Source organism: Streptomyces sp. SLBN-31 (genome assembly GCF_006715395.1).
Classification (GTDB): domain Bacteria; phylum Actinomycetota; class Actinomycetes; order Streptomycetales; family Streptomycetaceae; genus Streptomyces.
In genome coordinates this window covers 786,033-801,233 of sequence record NZ_VFNC01000001.1, presented here as the reverse complement: position 1 = coordinate 801,233, position 15,201 = coordinate 786,033, and the positions used below count along the sequence as shown (strand labels likewise).

17 protein-coding genes and 1 pseudogene are annotated in these 15,201 nt (G+C 63.5%); 3 read left to right on the top strand and 15 right to left on the bottom strand.

Annotation, left to right across the window (positions count from 1 at the left end):
- Window positions 1-1,025: 1,025 nt before the first annotated feature.
- Genes FBY22_RS03855 through FBY22_RS03845 form a run of 3 tightly spaced genes read right to left on the bottom strand, consistent with a single transcriptional unit; the run spans window position 1,026 to window position 2,049 of the window.
- Window positions 1,026-1,406: a DUF2283 domain-containing protein gene (locus FBY22_RS03855; protein WP_142142487.1), complete on the bottom strand. Its 381-nt coding sequence runs from the start codon at window positions 1,404-1,406 to the stop codon at window positions 1,026-1,028.
- Window positions 1,403-1,636, bottom strand: a complete 234-nt coding sequence (locus FBY22_RS45870) for a DUF4258 domain-containing protein (protein ID WP_142142486.1) — start codon at window positions 1,634-1,636, stop codon at window positions 1,403-1,405. Before FBY22_RS45870 ends, FBY22_RS03855 begins: the two co-directional genes overlap by 4 nt.
- The gene (locus FBY22_RS03845; RefSeq protein ID WP_142142485.1) at window positions 1,636-2,049 is read right to left on the bottom strand and encodes a DUF6941 family protein; all 414 of its coding nucleotides are present in this window, start codon (window positions 2,047-2,049) and stop codon (window positions 1,636-1,638) included. The genes FBY22_RS45870 and FBY22_RS03845 overlap by 1 nt, the downstream gene beginning before the upstream one ends.
- Before the next feature lie 386 nt (window positions 2,050-2,435).
- Here FBY22_RS03845 and FBY22_RS03840 point away from each other — a divergent pair, with 386 nt between their 5' ends.
- Entirely contained in the window at window positions 2,436-3,062 is a 627-nt protein-coding gene (locus tag FBY22_RS03840) for a hypothetical protein (protein ID WP_142142484.1), read from the top strand.
- Between the two features lie 35 nt (window positions 3,063-3,097).
- Here the strand turns inward: FBY22_RS03840 and FBY22_RS03835 are convergent, their stop codons facing one another.
- A complete protein-coding gene (locus FBY22_RS03835) occupies window positions 3,098-3,508 on the bottom strand; it encodes a hypothetical protein (protein WP_142142483.1) in 411 nt (136 codons plus the stop codon).
- A gap of 338 nt (window positions 3,509-3,846) precedes the next feature.
- Between FBY22_RS03835 and FBY22_RS03830 the strand changes: the two genes are divergently transcribed.
- Window positions 3,847-4,467: a hypothetical protein gene (locus FBY22_RS03830; protein ID WP_142142482.1), complete on the top strand. Its 621-nt coding sequence runs from the start codon at window positions 3,847-3,849 to the stop codon at window positions 4,465-4,467.
- Window positions 4,468-4,638: 171 nt separating this feature from the next.
- On the top strand, window positions 4,639-5,964 hold the full coding sequence (locus tag FBY22_RS03825) for a hypothetical protein (RefSeq protein ID WP_142142481.1): 1,326 nt from the start codon (window positions 4,639-4,641) through the stop codon (window positions 5,962-5,964).
- Between the two features lie 18 nt (window positions 5,965-5,982).
- On the opposite strand, the gene FBY22_RS03820 is transcribed toward FBY22_RS03825, so the two are convergent.
- From FBY22_RS03820 to FBY22_RS03770, 11 genes and pseudogenes are all read right to left on the bottom strand, one after another.
- Window positions 5,983-6,693, bottom strand: a complete 711-nt coding sequence (locus FBY22_RS03820) for a hypothetical protein (RefSeq protein ID WP_142142480.1) — start codon at window positions 6,691-6,693, stop codon at window positions 5,983-5,985.
- 41 nt (window positions 6,694-6,734) lie between these two features.
- Complete coding sequence (locus tag FBY22_RS03815; protein WP_142142479.1) at window positions 6,735-7,757, bottom strand: DUF262 domain-containing protein; 1,023 nt, start codon at window positions 7,755-7,757, stop codon at window positions 6,735-6,737.
- A 1,166-nt stretch (window positions 7,758-8,923) separates the two neighbouring features.
- Window positions 8,924-9,385 (bottom strand): DUF2199 domain-containing protein, encoded by a 462-nt coding sequence (locus FBY22_RS03810; protein WP_260844959.1) that lies wholly within the window; start codon window positions 9,383-9,385, stop codon window positions 8,924-8,926.
- Window positions 9,386-9,556: 171 nt separating this feature from the next.
- A complete protein-coding gene (locus FBY22_RS03805) occupies window positions 9,557-10,942 on the bottom strand; it encodes a site-specific integrase (RefSeq protein ID WP_142142477.1) in 1,386 nt (461 codons plus the stop codon).
- On the bottom strand, window positions 10,939-11,151 hold the full coding sequence (locus FBY22_RS03800) for an AlpA family transcriptional regulator (RefSeq protein ID WP_142142476.1): 213 nt from the start codon (window positions 11,149-11,151) through the stop codon (window positions 10,939-10,941). Before FBY22_RS03800 ends, FBY22_RS03805 begins: the two co-directional genes overlap by 4 nt.
- Window positions 11,141-12,516, bottom strand: a pseudogene (locus FBY22_RS03795) (replication initiator). Before FBY22_RS03795 ends, FBY22_RS03800 begins: the two are co-directional and overlap by 11 nt.
- Window positions 12,513-12,773, bottom strand: a complete 261-nt coding sequence (locus tag FBY22_RS03790; protein WP_142142475.1) for a hypothetical protein — start codon at window positions 12,771-12,773, stop codon at window positions 12,513-12,515. Before FBY22_RS03790 ends, FBY22_RS03795 begins: the two are co-directional and overlap by 4 nt.
- Before the next feature lie 104 nt (window positions 12,774-12,877).
- Complete coding sequence (locus tag FBY22_RS03785) at window positions 12,878-13,168, bottom strand: hypothetical protein (protein ID WP_142142474.1); 291 nt, start codon at window positions 13,166-13,168, stop codon at window positions 12,878-12,880.
- Between the two features lie 32 nt (window positions 13,169-13,200).
- Window positions 13,201-13,395 (bottom strand): hypothetical protein, encoded by a 195-nt coding sequence (locus FBY22_RS03780; RefSeq protein ID WP_142142473.1) that lies wholly within the window; start codon window positions 13,393-13,395, stop codon window positions 13,201-13,203.
- Between the two features lie 12 nt (window positions 13,396-13,407).
- Window positions 13,408-14,727, bottom strand: a complete 1,320-nt coding sequence (locus FBY22_RS03775; protein WP_142142472.1) for an FtsK/SpoIIIE domain-containing protein — start codon at window positions 14,725-14,727, stop codon at window positions 13,408-13,410.
- Window positions 14,727-15,074, bottom strand: a complete 348-nt coding sequence (locus tag FBY22_RS03770; RefSeq protein ID WP_142142471.1) for a hypothetical protein — start codon at window positions 15,072-15,074, stop codon at window positions 14,727-14,729. The genes FBY22_RS03775 and FBY22_RS03770 overlap by 1 nt, the downstream gene beginning before the upstream one ends.
- Window positions 15,075-15,201: the final 127 nt, after the last annotated feature.

The window sequence follows — 15,201 nt, the reverse complement described above, 5'->3', positions numbered from 1 at the left end:
CGATCATCGTCGGTTGCACACAGGGACGATCAAAGAGCGCGGTGGGACTTTCCCTACCTCATCAAGGCTCGCTGCGCTCGCTCGTTCGGCGGCCGACGGCGCTTGCCAATCATCGCCAACCCGACCGCCGCATACTCCGCCCAGACCCATTAACGGACCCGTCGACCCGCATGCCACCGCCACCACGATCCGGCCTGAGGGGTGAAAAGGATCCTCGGCAGCTAGACCCCAACGCCCACGTCTCAAAGGCCACACACTCACCCCTTTCCACCCGGTTGCCCACACGGGGTCGAACAAGGTCCGAGGGCCGCTCCAAGCGCGGCGGCGCCGGTCGGTCGCCGCCGCGCCGCCTCCATGTCTCCGCCACCGGCGCACGTCGGCGCCCGACCGTCGCCGCACTCAGCGGCCAAAATCCAACACGGGCACGGGGGTGAACCATGGCCTTAACGGTGCAGGTAGAAGACGCTTTGTGTCACCGAAAGAGGCTGGACCGTCGTGGCGGCGGCACGCGGGTCGACGCTGCGTGATGCGCGGGCATTCGAACGGCCCGCTGATCCCGCACCGGGCCACCGGCCGGACGGCGGACGCGGCCATGATGGGGGCAGAAACCCGCGGGGGCTGGGGCGGTCGGCTCCGCGACTTTAGCCAGCCACTTTGGCGCGAGCCTCGAAGATCATGGCCCCAACGTCGTGCTTCAACGGGCAGGTCAACAGACTGCCCGACGCGCCGGAAGCTTACGGGGCCATGATCACTCGCGCCAAAGCAGCTCCCGGCCAAAGTCGCTACGCCGACCTACGTACAACCGCAGGGCCATGTGGCCTGACTGTTGACTACCTTCGGCAGAACTCACCGCGGAAGGGGACGCCCGGCTACTACGCTGCGTGATCAAAGATCAGCGTAGCGACGCAGCGTAGTAGCCGGGCGAGAGGACAGCCACCGTTTCAGTCACAGTCTGTGAATGGCAGCGGAGCAGGCAAAGTAACCGTCAGTGGAGAGAGCTCCAATGCCACGGCAGGCTACGGCGCCTAGCCCGCACACTCTTCGAGAGTTCCAACCGATGAACGCAGCGTCGCGAATCCCGACCGCTGAAGGGTCCCAGTCCCAGTGGCGGCGGTCGAGATGTTCGCTGGCGTCCAACGGGCAAGCGCTTCGAAGGCAGCCGGGAGGGCAGCAGCTACGGATGTGGGAACGTGGAAGCGTCGCGCCAGCTCTGCAACCTCAGCAACACCGAACACTGACGTCAAAGTCAGCAATTCCACACCCACCGCAACATCGAGTTCGTCCAGGTCCACCATGATCTCTGGAGAGAACTCAACGGTCCGAGCAACAGCGCCGTCACTTAGCGTGACGTATGCGGCGTCTGCATCGGGGTCTATCTCGACGATGATCGTCGGCTCCTGCTTCATCGACCCTCCCAGGCTACGCTCTTGATCGTCTTGTCTGCTCCAGGACTACCGTCGGGGACAACCCACACTTTGAGTATGTCACCGTTGAGGCCAGGACCTCTGTACCGGATGCTCGGTTCGGGTGTAGCCAAGCGTTCTATGTAGTGCTGCAGGGCGTTCTCGATATCAGCCCTGGTGACGTTGCGCTGGACCATTCGTCGTTGCGCGTGGCGAGTGTAGGTGAGCCTCATCAGCCGGCGCCCTGCGGGGTAGCTCCTGACACCTCCACCTCGAAGGACAGACCTTGCTGTTCCTCGCCATCTACTTCGATCTTCCAGTGATAGACACCGGTCGCAGTAAGAGGGACTGTGAGATTGATAGCCAGCGGAACCCCGATAAAACCCTGATGGGGCCTCGCACCCACAGGACGAGTCAAGGTTGACTCAAAGCGCAGCTGCACGCCCTCAGGAGGTCTCAATCCGATGCCTACATTGGCTTGTTCCTGCCCTTCTGGCAGCAGCAGCCGAAGGGCCAACCCCATCGATTGGTAGGCGGGAAGCGACTGAACTCCAACGTGGTCAAAGCCAGCGCCAACGACGGTGAGTAAGCCGGCAGCGTCTACCCGCGCGTACTCCGCCAGCAACGCGTACTGCAGTCGAGCCAAGACCACCCTCCAGAGCACCAAGGGCCACCAGGGCCATGGGGAGGCCCGCTACGTTACCCCGACAGGGTTGACCATCCGTCCCTGCCGCAACGCCTACCCTATGGAGAAACGAAGGCGCTGGTCTCTAGTTCCTCAATCTGACGCGCCCCGCCGCAGTCGAATGCGCGTCGATGTCCTAGATTGACAGGCATCCAAGCCGCCTTCATAGCAGCTCAGGCAGTACGCGGCGTCTGATCGTCAAGCGCCTTCTGAGCGCTTTACCCAAGCCTGTCAGTGCACGTCCAGCAGGCCACTTCACGCCGCATGGCCGGTTACGCCCTCTTGTTGATACTTCATGTACGTGTCACACAGTTGTGGATGGAGTGTCTGGGGGAGGGAGACTCTGCATGTCTGTGTTGGGTGGCAACAGAGGTGAGCCGTCGGATTGGGCCGTGGAACGGTTCGGGCGGCATGCCGGCAAGCTCGTCGAAGCGATCCCGGAACAACTGGCCAGGGCCCACGCCCGGGCTCATGCCGTTCACCTCACAGCGAGACTCAAGAAGCGCAGCCCTTACGGCTTCACCCTGGCCGAGGCGGTGCGCGAGAACCTAGCGGATACGGCTCGTGAGCTGGGCGAATCTGTGCGGGACGTGCGCGGGTACGAGTACGCCGTTATCAACGACCACGCGCTCTTCCCCTTCAAGTACGCCGACCGGCCCAAGCCTCTCGAACGGGCCCGGTTGGCGGCCAACGCTTCCCCCACTCGACGTCGGATGCTTCTCAGTCATGGGCCGGAGCCGCAGGACGGGCTCTTCCCTCTTGGCGACGACCTTACGACGGAGGAGTACGAGGAGCTGCACGAGACCTTCGAGGCGTTGGGCGCTTCCACGAAGCTCGTAGGCTTGTTCTTCACGGCCGACCCAGAGAACGGCATCCACGCCATCCACTGGGGAGACGCCCACCTCGAACCGGACCGCACCTTCACGTGGCTGCACAGTGAACAGCTGAGGGTGACGGCCCCGCCTCTTGAGTGAGCGGTCTCGGTCACTGAGACCCCAGCCCCAAGCTCCTACGCAGACCCCAGGTGCCTTCGTTCCCGGAGCAACTCCGCCAGCATCCGGTCAGCGTCTGGCTCTGTGATCTCCCAACTGTCAAGGTCGCCGCTGACCTTGTAGAAGGGCTCAAGAGCCGCCAGTGCCAGCTTCGCTTCGTGCATGGAGTCGACGAAGCGGTCAATGCCCCGCTCCCTTAGTCGTTGGCTATAGGCCTCGACCGTGGCCGCGTCGCCTCCGACATAGTGAGCGGGAACTCCGTTCGCAAAGTGACGTGCTACCTGGGCGGTTCGAAGAACAGAAATCGCCCCATTGAATGCCTCTCGGCGGGTACGTCGCCATGCCAGGTGAGCGGTCATCCACGGCGCCAACGATGCACCGACGAATGCGCCCACAAGACCCAGCACGGGCGTCAGCCAAGTGCTCATTGAACCCCTTCTTCCTTGATCCACGCTGGTAGACGCAGTCAAGTCCGGCGCAGTTCCGTGCCGTCTGTGGGCCGTTAGAGGAGGCTCGGCGGCGACGGACGACGACCGCCAACGATAGATATCTCACCTCGCAGCCCCGGGTCACCCGATTGGATCTGCGACAGTGGTTGAGCCATGCCTAAGCCCGGAGAACTGACAGGAATTCAGCAGCAAACGGGCCCTCTACCTGCACGTTTGGCCAAGATGTGACGCCTTCCACCCACCCCTGGGTCGTCGCACCTTCTGACTTAGTTGCGCAAACGCCTTACAGCGTTGCCCCCGGAAGCCAAGATGATCTGGTGGAGATAGCCCGTTTGGTTCTGGAGTTCGTCAAGATGCTCGTGTGGCCGGCCGTGATCCTTGCCGTCGCATACGGGTTCAGAGAGGAGGTTCGAGGCTTGCTCCGGCGAGTCAAAGCGCTGAGCGCTGTCGGTGTGGACGCTGAGTTCTCGGAAGCTGTTGAGCAGGCCAGCGCTGAGGTAGAGGAGGCCGTGACACAGGCCGAGCCGCAGGCCAGCGAACTGCTGCTGCCGTCGACCGCGAGAGTTGCCGAGCGACGTGAACGTGATGCGCGACCGACAGCTCCGTACATTGACCCGACCAACGCGATGCTTGAAGCGTGGAGTCAAGTTCGCTCGACTATCAGCCGCATGGTGTTGGAGCACACGACCTACGGCAGGATCGGCGAGACCATCTTGACGCGTCTCTTCTGGAGTGAACGGTACTTCCCCCATGACATCGCGCAATCCCTGCGTGATCTCCACGCAATCTCACGGGAGCTCCGAGACAGAAGGCGACTCCCAACCACTGGTGCCGCCCAGGACTACATCGCGAGCTGTGAAGCGATGGTCGATTGGCTAAAGGAGTATGCCAAGAGCCCGGCCTGGGCGGACGCCGTTGGGAAACTGGAGACATCCTGACCAGGGCCGAGGCCAGGGAGGCTCCACGCTCCGTAGCTTCTACGGCTCCCCCGGCGCCCCCTGTCGAATGCGCATTGAGGGCCAGTACCCAGCAAGGTTGCCGGCGCGGAACCCGAGTGTCAGAGCGGTGCCGTAGGGTTCGCACACCTGTCTCTTGACTTTGGGGGAATCGTGGCCGCGTGGCTGTTGACCTGCAATCCTGACGTCTTCGACCTCGGGCGCTTCCGTAGCGATGGCCAAATACTTGACTCCTGGACCATCGCGCGTCACAAGGCTGATGTCGCGGCAGGAGACGACTTTGCCATCTGGACCACCGGCCCCAATGCAGGCGTCATCGCCTACGGTCACTTCATTGGAGGGGCCACCCGCGGTACCACCTCCGACGGAGAATATTGGGCAACGGACCCCGGGGTCCGGGACTACGTCCCTCTCGAAGTCACTGAATGGCTGGACCGATTGGCGCCCAAGGGTCAGCTGGCTGATGATCCCCGTATGGCCGGCGCGAGCATTTTCACCCAGCCGTGGGCGGCCAATCCTCACCGTCTGACCGACGCACAGTGGGAAGCCATCCGAGCAGCCATCACCGCATCACAGACCGAGGATCCCAACTGGCAGTTGACCCCGGGCGAGGAGATTCGACGGGTAGAGCTACACGAGCGCTACGGCGGGAGCTCCCAGAACGGAATCAGTCCGTCACGAACGACGAACAACATCCTCATATTCACCGCACCAAGCTCGGGGCACCAGCACGGCTACTACGACACCTGGAACGAAGACGGCACGTTCCATTACACCGGTGAGGGACAAACCGGTGATCAGAGGATGATCCGCGGCAACAAAGCCATCTACGAACACCGTGAAACTGGCAAACGGCTGCGTCTGTTCGAGGGCGCCCGCGGAACGGTTCGCTATCTCGGCGAGTGGGTCCTTCACCCGGATCAGCCGTATTCCGAAGGAGTGGCGCCGGCCACAGGTGGAGGCCCTCATCGTAAGGTCATCCGCTTCCACCTGGTTCCCGTGAAAGCCACGATCACCGACCCCGACGTACAGATCGGGCGCAGCTACGTGGCGCCAGATGAAAGCGTGACGCCGGCCCCTGCCACACCGAGCGCCCCCGACCCTGACTTGGCTGGACGGAACCTGTCGGCGCACCGGCGGCTGCAAAACGCCCTTGCCGAGGAGGCGGAGAAGCGCGGCTTCACAATATTGTCTCCAGACGCAGCCGATCCCGACTTCGACATTGCGTGGCGTGACTCTCAAGGTCGTGTAACGGTCTGCGAAGTCAAGTCACTGACGAGGGCCAACGAGGTCCGCCAACTTCGTACAGGCCTCGGGCAGGTTCTCGACTACCACGACCAACTCAGCCGCCGGGCGCCAGCGGTAACAGCCGTTCTATGGGTGGAACGTGAGCCGTCTGAAACAAGGTGGGTTGACCTTTGCCGCGGAGTGGGGATCACCTTGGCCTGGCCCGGCAAGGAAGATGACGTCCTGTCGTAAGGCGACCGAGGTATGGGGTCAGCTGTCTAGCTGAGCGGCAAGAGCACAGGCGTAAATCGTGTAGGAAGCAGCGGTCAGCAACATGCCATGCATACCTGCGTACACATCGAGTGGACGGCCCCGCTCCGCCAGAGCCTCCAACTGCACGCTCTCACGCAAGAGGCTTTCCACTATGGCGCCATCGCTAAGAGGTGGAGTGGACTTGAGGGCGACGTGAAAAACAGCACCCGCCAGCATTGCGAGGTCCTCGGGTACATCCGCAATGAGGGCATTCGCTGGGTAGACGACACGATTCAAAATGGTGTCTCCGAGATACGACTCGCCCGTATGGTTCCCGATCCGCATGGCCCACCACAGGGTGAGACTATTGAAGGCGTAAAAAAGCTCCTCATGCAACAGCGGTTGACGCCGCCGTATACGCTGTCGTTGGTCTTTACGCCGCTTTCGTTCGCTCGTGCCATCGCGCTCGAGTACTGCTCTGTATGCCTGAACGGGAGCAAGGAGCAAAGTTGTGTTGCATTTGGGTGAACCATCGCCTGCTGCGGCGAGGACGCGCAGCACCAACCCAGGTGTGTAGGGGTTCGAGCCCATTTCACCAAGGGGCGGATACATTTCAGCATTAGGCCAAACCGGATGTATAGCTCCGCAGGCCAAACACTCTGGATTGCCAGGTGCGATGAAGCCACGGACGCTCAGCGGTGGCGCGGGTGACATTTTGACATCCTCCATGAGTGACACCGGCGGTCACACCACTGGTTAGCCGCATTTACTCAGCTTTCAGCAGGCGACTCAAAGTATGGTGCAGAAATATCTCGGATGATATCCCCTCGCCTAATCCTACGAGCCCGCTCGTTCGTGCCGGAAATAACGTCAACTCGATACTGCTCAGCCTCGTCCTTAAAGACCGTTGGCTCTGCGCCTTCCGAGATCCCGTCAACCTCCGCATAAAAAGTGGCTAGGCTCTCGCCAAGACCAGCCGCGTCATTACATTTCTTCGGATCGAGATTTGAAAGTTCTACCATGAGCGTGAAAAGGTCGTTCTTTTGCCACATCCGACTCGTGCTGACGATTCCCAGATTCTCGATCAAGTCAGCCACTGCTTCCAGTTTCGTCTTGACATCGTCCGATTCCGGAAATTCGTCATTGTATTGCTCAAGGTAGGCTTCGTGTTCGACATCTCTGCTGAAATATCCGGAGGCAAGGGTGATAATTAGGGTCAGACACCACCTAATATCGTTCATCCTGCGAATATCGACAGCGTTAAAGACTCGATGGTCATCAAAGAAAGTCCACTCACTCACTTCCTGTGCAGTGCGCTTAAGTGCACCGTCAAAGCGAGCATTATTAACCTCCATCGCATTGAGTCCATAGTTAGTGGAATTCATTCGAGTGAATACATCGCGAACCTCGGCGTTCGTCAATTCCCCGAGATCTCGAACGACAACGTCATAGTTCAGAAAGGCAAGCTTCGAGTCGTCCTCAAGGTCTTCGTACGGTGCAAGCGAGCCGAGCACCAAATCCATGGAAGCAGTGAAATACTGGTGCAGCGTCGTCAGTCGTTGCTGACCGTCAACAACTTGCTGGTTCCCTTGACCGGTTTTCAGGTTAACGTCGCCATCACACAAGAAGATCTCTGGAAATGGAAGCCCTTCGAGGACGGTCCGAATGAACTCTTGCTTGTGCTTATGGGTCCATACAAGCCGCCGTTGGAATTCCGGCTGGAGAATCAGGCTTCCGTCGCTGATTTCCGTCAGGAGCTGGCGAATCTTCTTGTTTGTAGCAGTCGTCTTCACAGTCGGTTACTCTCCTGACATGCCGCCACTGCACGACACTGGTAGGTCTCTAGAGACTCCATCTCGCTCCAAACAGCAAAGGTGACCCTGTACGGCCCAGCAGCTCTACTTCGTTGGAGGGATCTCCCGAGCTCCCATAGCTTCTTTTGAGTTGGGATGAGCGGCGATCGAGGAATGTCGGAGAGGTGAATTGATCCCCAGAAGTGGCGAAGCTTGAATCGGTCCTCTTGCTCGGGTTTCCAAATTCCACGTTCTGACTTGAACGCACGAACTTCACGCCAAAGATCAGCGTAAATTTCAGGTGAAACCACAGCGATATCCACATCTGAGGTGTCACCAAAAGGCCGGTAACGAGCCTTCGGCTTGATACTGAACCCTAATTTCGCAGACCCTACTGTGTACACGTCTCGATTAGGGTGGACGCCGAGGGCACTCGCAACCGTCTCGCGCAATGCCGCATGTGTTGGTCGGTCGATAGCTACACAAGGTCCATGCGTAATGAACTCGCGGACTATGCCGAGAGGAGCGCTATGTCTCTTCAGACCCTCCCGAAAGTCAGCCAACGCACGAGTGATTTCATTCTCGAGCTCGCTCTCATTCGCGGCGCTCACCAAGGGCCACCTCGTTCAATTGGCTGACGTAGCTGGGGCGTTGCCCGGGGCGAGGCTCCAGCACGGCATCGTTACCGCAGTCTAGCGACTCTCACGGTGTAGTTGATGACCCGTCACAAGTTACGTCTCGGTAGGTGCCGCGTGGCACCCCGTCCGGCAGACGAAGGACACAGGACAAGATCACCGAGTGCGGACGTGGATCGACTACGAACGTCGCCGCCTCGTGGACCATCCGTGGACAGACGCGGCACAATCGGCCTCAGCCGTGCCTCTGCCCAGCAGGTTGCCGTCGAAGTGACAGGCCCTCCGGAGCCGTGTGCGCAGGTTCGAATCCTGCCGGGGGCACCTTGAATGAGGTGCCTAAAGACCCCGCCATCAGCGCATTCGCTGAGTGCGGGGTCTTCGCGTGTATGCAGGCGGATGCCGTCGCAAGCAGCCGTCTGACAGTGATCACGCTGTAATAGCGTCTTGATCTTGAGGGACTTCACGGCAGGTCAGAGGGCGTTCTTCGCACCTCGCAGCGAAGCCGTGTGGACTACCTGTGGACCGGTCGGATCAGCCGTTGTCGACCTTGGGGTGCAGGACGGCCTCTGCGATCTCGCGCACGCGATCCCGGGTGATACCAGTCCGCTGCTCGACGGCGAGCGGATGGTCTGTAGGTTCCAGCTCGATCAAGGGGCGCTGGCCCAGCGGACGAGTGTGAGCGTTCGTCTTCAGGTTGAGCGTGCTGGGCGAATACAGACTCAGCTCGGTTGTCAGCCAGCCGAAGTACGGCTTCTCAGTCTCGCGATCGGGGGTGTTCCACACTTCGAGGGCTCGGGCGAAGTTGTCTGGGCTTAAGGAGACCCAGACGCCCCAGGAGAAAGAGGCTTCACTGCCGATCACCGGTATCTCGATCAGGCCCTTGATGAAGTAATGCTGGCCCTTGATGATGCACTGATCGGAGGACAGCATGCTGTCGGGATCGTCCGCAAAACTCTGATCCCAGACATCAGGAGCCACGGTCGAGTAGCCCATCGGAACTTCTGCGTGGTACTCCCCGCAGCATGAGCACGTGTAGCCGAGATCGTTCGCCATGCCCGGAAGCTTAACCAGCCGGTGATCACAGGCAATCGCGTGCAGGCACATAGACAGACCAGAGCCCCGGACCAGAAGCGGCCCGAGGCTACCGGCAGTGGGTCATGGGGTTCAGTCCGTGGAATCCTCCTCCCCCAGGCCCTGCATGATTCGGTCGTTCATCTCCTCCTCCTGGCCGTCGATGCACTTGGCGTAGATCTTCAGAAGGACGTCGACCGAGTGGCCGGCGCGGGCAGCGACTTCCGGGGCCGGGACGCCGGAGTTGAGCCACTGGGAAACGCCCGCGTGACGGAGGTCGTACGGCCGGAAGGCCAGGACCGAGGAGGCCTGGTCGGGGACGAGCGCCAGTTCACGAGCCTGCTTCCACGCGCGGGAGTACGACGATGCGGCGATCACGTTGCCCCGCTCGCTGGAGAACAGCCGGCCGTCCTTCGCGGTGCCGAACTCCTTCAGATGCTCACGGAGCAGGCGCACGAGCGGGGGCGGTATCGGCACGATGCGCACCTCACCGTGGGCTCGCTGTTTCAGGCCGCGACGATCGTGAGCCTCGCCGGAGTCAGTCCAGGCTTTGCCCGCTGTGGGACGGGTCTCCGCCAGCTCGATGCGGCCCCAGCCGGACGCCGGAAGCGTGCAGTCGGAATGGCGAAGCCCCAGCGCCTCCCCCGGCCGCATCGACGCGTAGTACAGGCACCCGAAGAACGCCCGGAGCCGCCGACCGCTCGCCCGGTCGTAGCCGCCCACGTACGTGAGCGCAGTCAGAAGCTCCCGAGCCTGCCGAGGGTTGACCACCACCCGGCGGTCAACCTCCTGCACCGCCCGTCTCCCGCGCTTGCGCCGGACACGCGTCAACGGATTCGACGGAAGATGCTCCAACTCCACTGCGTACTCAAGGGCGTTGAACACCACCGCGCGCCGTCGCCGGTACGTCTGGGTCGCAGCCGGTTTACCGTCCAGCTTCCGGCCGAGCGCATCGATCAGCTCGTGTACCCGGGTGATCTCCTGGAGCTCCCCCACCGGAAGCGACGCTTTCTCGATCCACCGCACGGCCGCGTCGATCTCCTCGGGTCGCTCCCGCTCCCTGCGCGGAACCGGCAGGACGTACGAGCGCAACGCCTTCCGAAGCACCTCCGGAGCAGGCCTGCCCCTTGCCGGTTTGACCACAACGGGAACGACCGTCGCCAGTGCATCGGTCATGCTGTCCCGTTGCTTGGCCGAGGCCTCCGGCCAACGTGCGTCCAGGTACTTCACCGCCAAGTCGAGGAACGACAGGGCAGCCTTGCCCCCGCGCAGCGAGTCGGGCAGACCGGTGACCGTATCGAACGGCTCACCCTTGTCGAGCGCCCGCACCAGCTTCGCGCGGAAGCGGTCAGCCAGCGTCTTGGTCTTGTACGACTCGCTGAACGGCTGTCCGTCGACAACCCAGCGGACCAGGTACGTCGGTTTCTTGGTGGTCTTGTTGACGGAAATCTTCCAGACAGAAACCTTGTACGACTTCACGACGCAGCCCCCTCCGCCCGGTCCTCCAGCCAGTCGTTGAGCACGTCCCGCCGAATCCGGAGCTCCCCATTGGGGAGCCGTATGCAGGACGGAGCGAGTCGCAGTTCCCGCCAGCGGTAGAAGGTTCGTCGGGAGACGCCGCCCAGTTCGTCGAGCACCTGGCGGACCGTGAGCAGTTCGGCCGTCTTTGCGCGGCTGTCACGCGCCATGGAGACCACCGCCCTCCCGCACGGAAGCGGCAAGGAGCGCCGCCGCGGGCGAATAGCCACGTCCCGCGTAACGCCACTCGCCGACCGTGACAGTCGAGCCGCCGACCAGGCCGAGCGACGTCCGTTGTTGCTCCGCACGGTGATCGACACGGGCTTGCCGGAGCGCTGTCAGCGTGGTCGAGTAGCGGCGTGACTTGGTGGAGAAGTGCCCGCCGTACCCGAGCATGTGGGCCCAACGACGCAGCCCGAGCGGCTCGAACTCCGGCAGACCGCCGAGCCACCAGCACGTACCGATCATGCGCAGCACGTGTGCGCGCACAGGCAGCATGACCATGTCCCGCACGTGGTAGATCCGGCCGTCCACTGCGCCGGCGGACTCCGCTCCCTTCGTGGCGTACTTGGCGATGTAGCCCGCCACAGCCGCCGCGGAGGCAGGACGCTCCCCCGCATCCCGCTCGTACGAGGTGACCGGTCGTACGTCGACCTGCGTTCCGAAGCGGAGCTCCCGCGGGCCGACGATGTCCGCGCCCGGAGCGGCCAGCCGCACCCGACCGGCCACCTCCCGTACGGCATCGATCAGGAGTGGCAGTGGCACAGTCGCCCAGCCCGGCGGGGGTGAGTCCGGCCCCTCCGGTCCGTCGAGGCGGATCACGCCATGGAAGTGGACCAGACCGCGCCGCTGGTACTCGGCGACCTTGGCGTACGAGAGTCGGGCGACTTCCCCGAACTCCGTTCGCGACACCCCAACACGCCGAGCAACGTCCCGCCGCAGCTCCAAACCGAACCGATGCCAGAGCCGACCGGCGAACGCGTGCCAGAGGACAGCGCCCGCGTAGTCGTAGCAGTGCGGACAGAGCGGCTCGCCGAGACGGAGATCGTTCGTCGAGTGACGCTCAAGGCATCCAGTCGGCCGGCCATGGGGACACGACTCCCCCGCCCGACGGGGACGACAGGCACGTACGCGCCCGTCGCGTTCCGGCCGTGTGTGGACTGAGCCGAAGCTGGGAGCGGTGAGGGTGGCGAACACGCGCGGGAACGCGCTCACCGCCTCCGTGACGTTCTTGCCGCCGACGAGCCCGCCCGGACGAGTTGATACGTGTCCGCCCGGTACAGACCCGAGCAGGCCGGGCAGACTGTCGCGCGCCGATTGCCGCATGCGACAAGAAGGCGACCGCCGTAGAGGTCCGACCCATAGGAGAGCAGGGCCGCGCCCGTAGTTGTGTCGTAGACGGTCGCCGCACCGACCAGGTGGATCGGGTTGCTGCAGCCACCGAGGCGGACGATGTTCCGGCGCCAGGCCGCGAAGTCCGCCTCAGATGCCCTGGCGACCAGAGCGGCGGCGTTCCTCGTGAGGGTCGTGGTCATCGGCGACCACCCCCACCGCCGAACGCATGCGCCATCACGGCCGAGATGCCCTCGGGCCGAGTCTTGGCGCTGAAGCGGAACGTCGGATCCGTGAGCCAGAGCGCCGCGGCGTGTGCCGGGCACAGATGTTGCTCGGTGTCGTCGAGTCCGATGAGGACGACCTGTTCCTTGCCGGCGCAGGTCGAGACCTCCGAGTCGCGCTGCCTGAGTTCACAGTCGGGCAGCGGGGATTTGCGCGAATGATGCGCGCTGGTCAAAGTGTGAGTGCTCCTTTCACTGCTCATGTGGCGGATGGAGTGGGTTCCTGACGGGGTCGGGTTTGGCGACTTCGCGCCCCGTCGGGAGCCCTTCGTACGGGCGATCACTGCCGCTCCTCGGGCGGAATCGCGACGACGACGTACGCGATCGGTCCGAACTCGCGGCGCGCGTCGAAGTAGCCCTGACCGAGGTCCTCCGTCGGCACACCGAGCGGAGCGGCGACGGACTCCACTCCCTCTCGTCGACCGGCGGAGTCGGACGCGTCGACCAGCACGGCGACGGATGCATGGCGCGGTACGACGACCGCGGGGTTGGCTGTCAGGAAGTCGACCAGCTCTCGCAGACCGGCCAGGAACGCGGCGCGGTCACCGGAGCGGATGGTGTATGCGGACACGGGATGTACTCCTCTCGGGTCAACGTGTCGTCTCAGAAGCGGAGTTGGCCGAGGAATCCGTTCACGCCGTCGAGGAAGGCCTGAGCGAACGGCGCAGCCACGGTCTTGGAGAGCAGGAAGCCGAAGGCTCCGCAGAGCAGCGCGTCGACCCACCGCAGGTACCGGATGCGCAGCAGGAACCAGATCAGCAGGCCCAGCAGCAGGACGCCGGACATGGACACCAGCACGGCAGGCCCCTTTCACCGTGCGTCGACGAGCAGTTCGGACAGGACGGGAGTCAGGTGCGCGTATTCGGCGGCGACGGCTTCTGCCTCCGCCTCCGTGATCAGGTGCGACCTGGCCCGCTCCCAGCCGTCGCCGGAGGCGAGGACGGCCGTACCGGCCTGCTCCGGGGTGATGGCCTGCGCCGCTTTCAGGGCGTCGGGATTCAGATCCCCGAGCGCCATTTCGGCCGTACCGGGGTCGGCCACGCGATGGCAGACACGGCCGCCGAGCTGTGCCCGCAGGGCGGTGACACCGGGCCCCAGGTCGGAGCCGACGCGTTGGCCGGCAACGACGAGGAACACCCCGAGGGCCGCGCCGAGTTGGGCAAGTCGGATCAACGCCGTACCGGCCGCCTGAGCTTCGTCTTTCTCGTTCCGGTTCGCGACGAGGAACAGTTCCGCCAGCTCATCGACGATCACGACGACAGGGACCGGGCGTTCCTTGTCCGGCAGACCCCAGATATTGCGCACACGAGCCGCGCGACAGACCGCCATGCGGTCGAGGGTCAGGTCTACGAGCGCGGCCAGTAGCCGCACTGCCTGTTCACGGTTGGTCGCGAGGGCGGACAACCGCAGTTCGTAGAGGGACAGTTCCATGCCGCCCTTGCAGTCGATGCCGACGAGGGCGACGGGTTGCGGAGCCAGCCCCGCGACGAGAGCGTTGATCAGCGTGGACTTGCCGGAACGGGTGGCGCCCACGATCAGCCAGTGCGGCACGCGTCGCAGGTCGAGCACCCACGCGGCACCGGTCTCCAGCGCGCCCACGGTCACCCGGAGCAGATGGCCAGGACCCCGCTGCTTCGGTATCCGCGGAGCCGCCAACGGGTCAGCGGCCGAGGCGACGATCCGCACGACCCCCGGCTTCCAGGAGGTCACGCGCACCGCGTGAACCTGCCAGTCCTCCGCCATGGCGGGCGCAGCCTTGACGAAGTTCTCCGGCACCTGGCCCGGCAACAGCCGTACCAGCAGCACGAAGCCGCCGGAGGTCGGGCGTATGAGCCCGCGACGCGGGACCCGCGGCTGAGGCGGAGGCGCTCCATTGCCGACGAGCCCGGACACGACCATCAGCGCCGGTCGCCGACTGACGGCGAGCCCACACCCGGCCATCAGCTGCCGCCAGGTCCGCATGACGCGGAAGACGGCGACCGGGAAGCCGAGTAACAACCACCCGGCAACGGGATAGCGGCCGCGCAGGGCCGGGCCTGCCAGGAGCAGGCCCGACACCAGTGCTGCGGCCACCACCAGAACCCAATTCGGCCCGGACGCACCGGCCGAAGTGGTGGAGGCCAGGTTCATCACTGCGCGGCCCCCTTACCCGCCGGCGCGGGAGCGTTCAGGGGCCGGATCTCCGCAGCACGGAACGCGATCCCGTGCCGCCCCTCGTTCTCCCACGGCGTCGCGACCAGGTCCCGCACGGCCACCGGCATGCCGAGCTGCACGCCACTCGGTTCGCCGGCCACGCTCACGTTCACGACGTCCGCCGACGACCCGGCCATCAGGCAGAGCCCGACTTGATACATGGTCTTGCCGGTCTCGCGGTCGACGCGAAGCTGACCGGTCTCTCGGTTGGCGACCCGCGGAGCCGGAGGTACGGCGCAGATGATCCCCGTGAACTTCGCGGTGTCGATCGGAAGGCTTGCCACTTTTCGGATCTCCTCTTCTCTGGCACTCGAAGGCCAATCCTCCGGGTTGCTAGACCACCCGTAGTACGGGTGACGCAGACAAGAGTGCAACCCGTAGTACGGGTTGTCAACAGACTCAGCGATGCGA

Coding starts and splice junctions, on each gene's coding strand:
- FBY22_RS03800 (WP_142142476.1), bottom strand. CDS start 11,151: ATGGCGCGTGACAGCCGCGCAAAGACGGCCGAACTGCTCACGGTCCGC.
- FBY22_RS03840 (WP_142142484.1), top strand. CDS start 2,436: ATGTCTGTGTTGGGTGGCAACAGAGGTGAGCCGTCGGATTGGGCCGTG.
- FBY22_RS03775 (WP_142142472.1), bottom strand. CDS start 14,727: ATGAACCTGGCCTCCACCACTTCGGCCGGTGCGTCCGGGCCGAATTGG.
- FBY22_RS03810 (WP_260844959.1), bottom strand. CDS start 9,385: ATGGGCTACTCGACCGTGGCTCCTGATGTCTGGGATCAGAGTTTTGCG.
- FBY22_RS03835 (WP_142142483.1), bottom strand. CDS start 3,508: ATGAGCACTTGGCTGACGCCCGTGCTGGGTCTTGTGGGCGCATTCGTC.
- FBY22_RS03855 (WP_142142487.1), bottom strand. CDS start 1,406: ATGAAGCAGGAGCCGACGATCATCGTCGAGATAGACCCCGATGCAGAC.
- FBY22_RS03820 (WP_142142480.1), bottom strand. CDS start 6,693: ATGGAGGATGTCAAAATGTCACCCGCGCCACCGCTGAGCGTCCGTGGC.
- FBY22_RS45870 (WP_142142486.1), bottom strand. CDS start 1,636: ATGAGGCTCACCTACACTCGCCACGCGCAACGACGAATGGTCCAGCGC.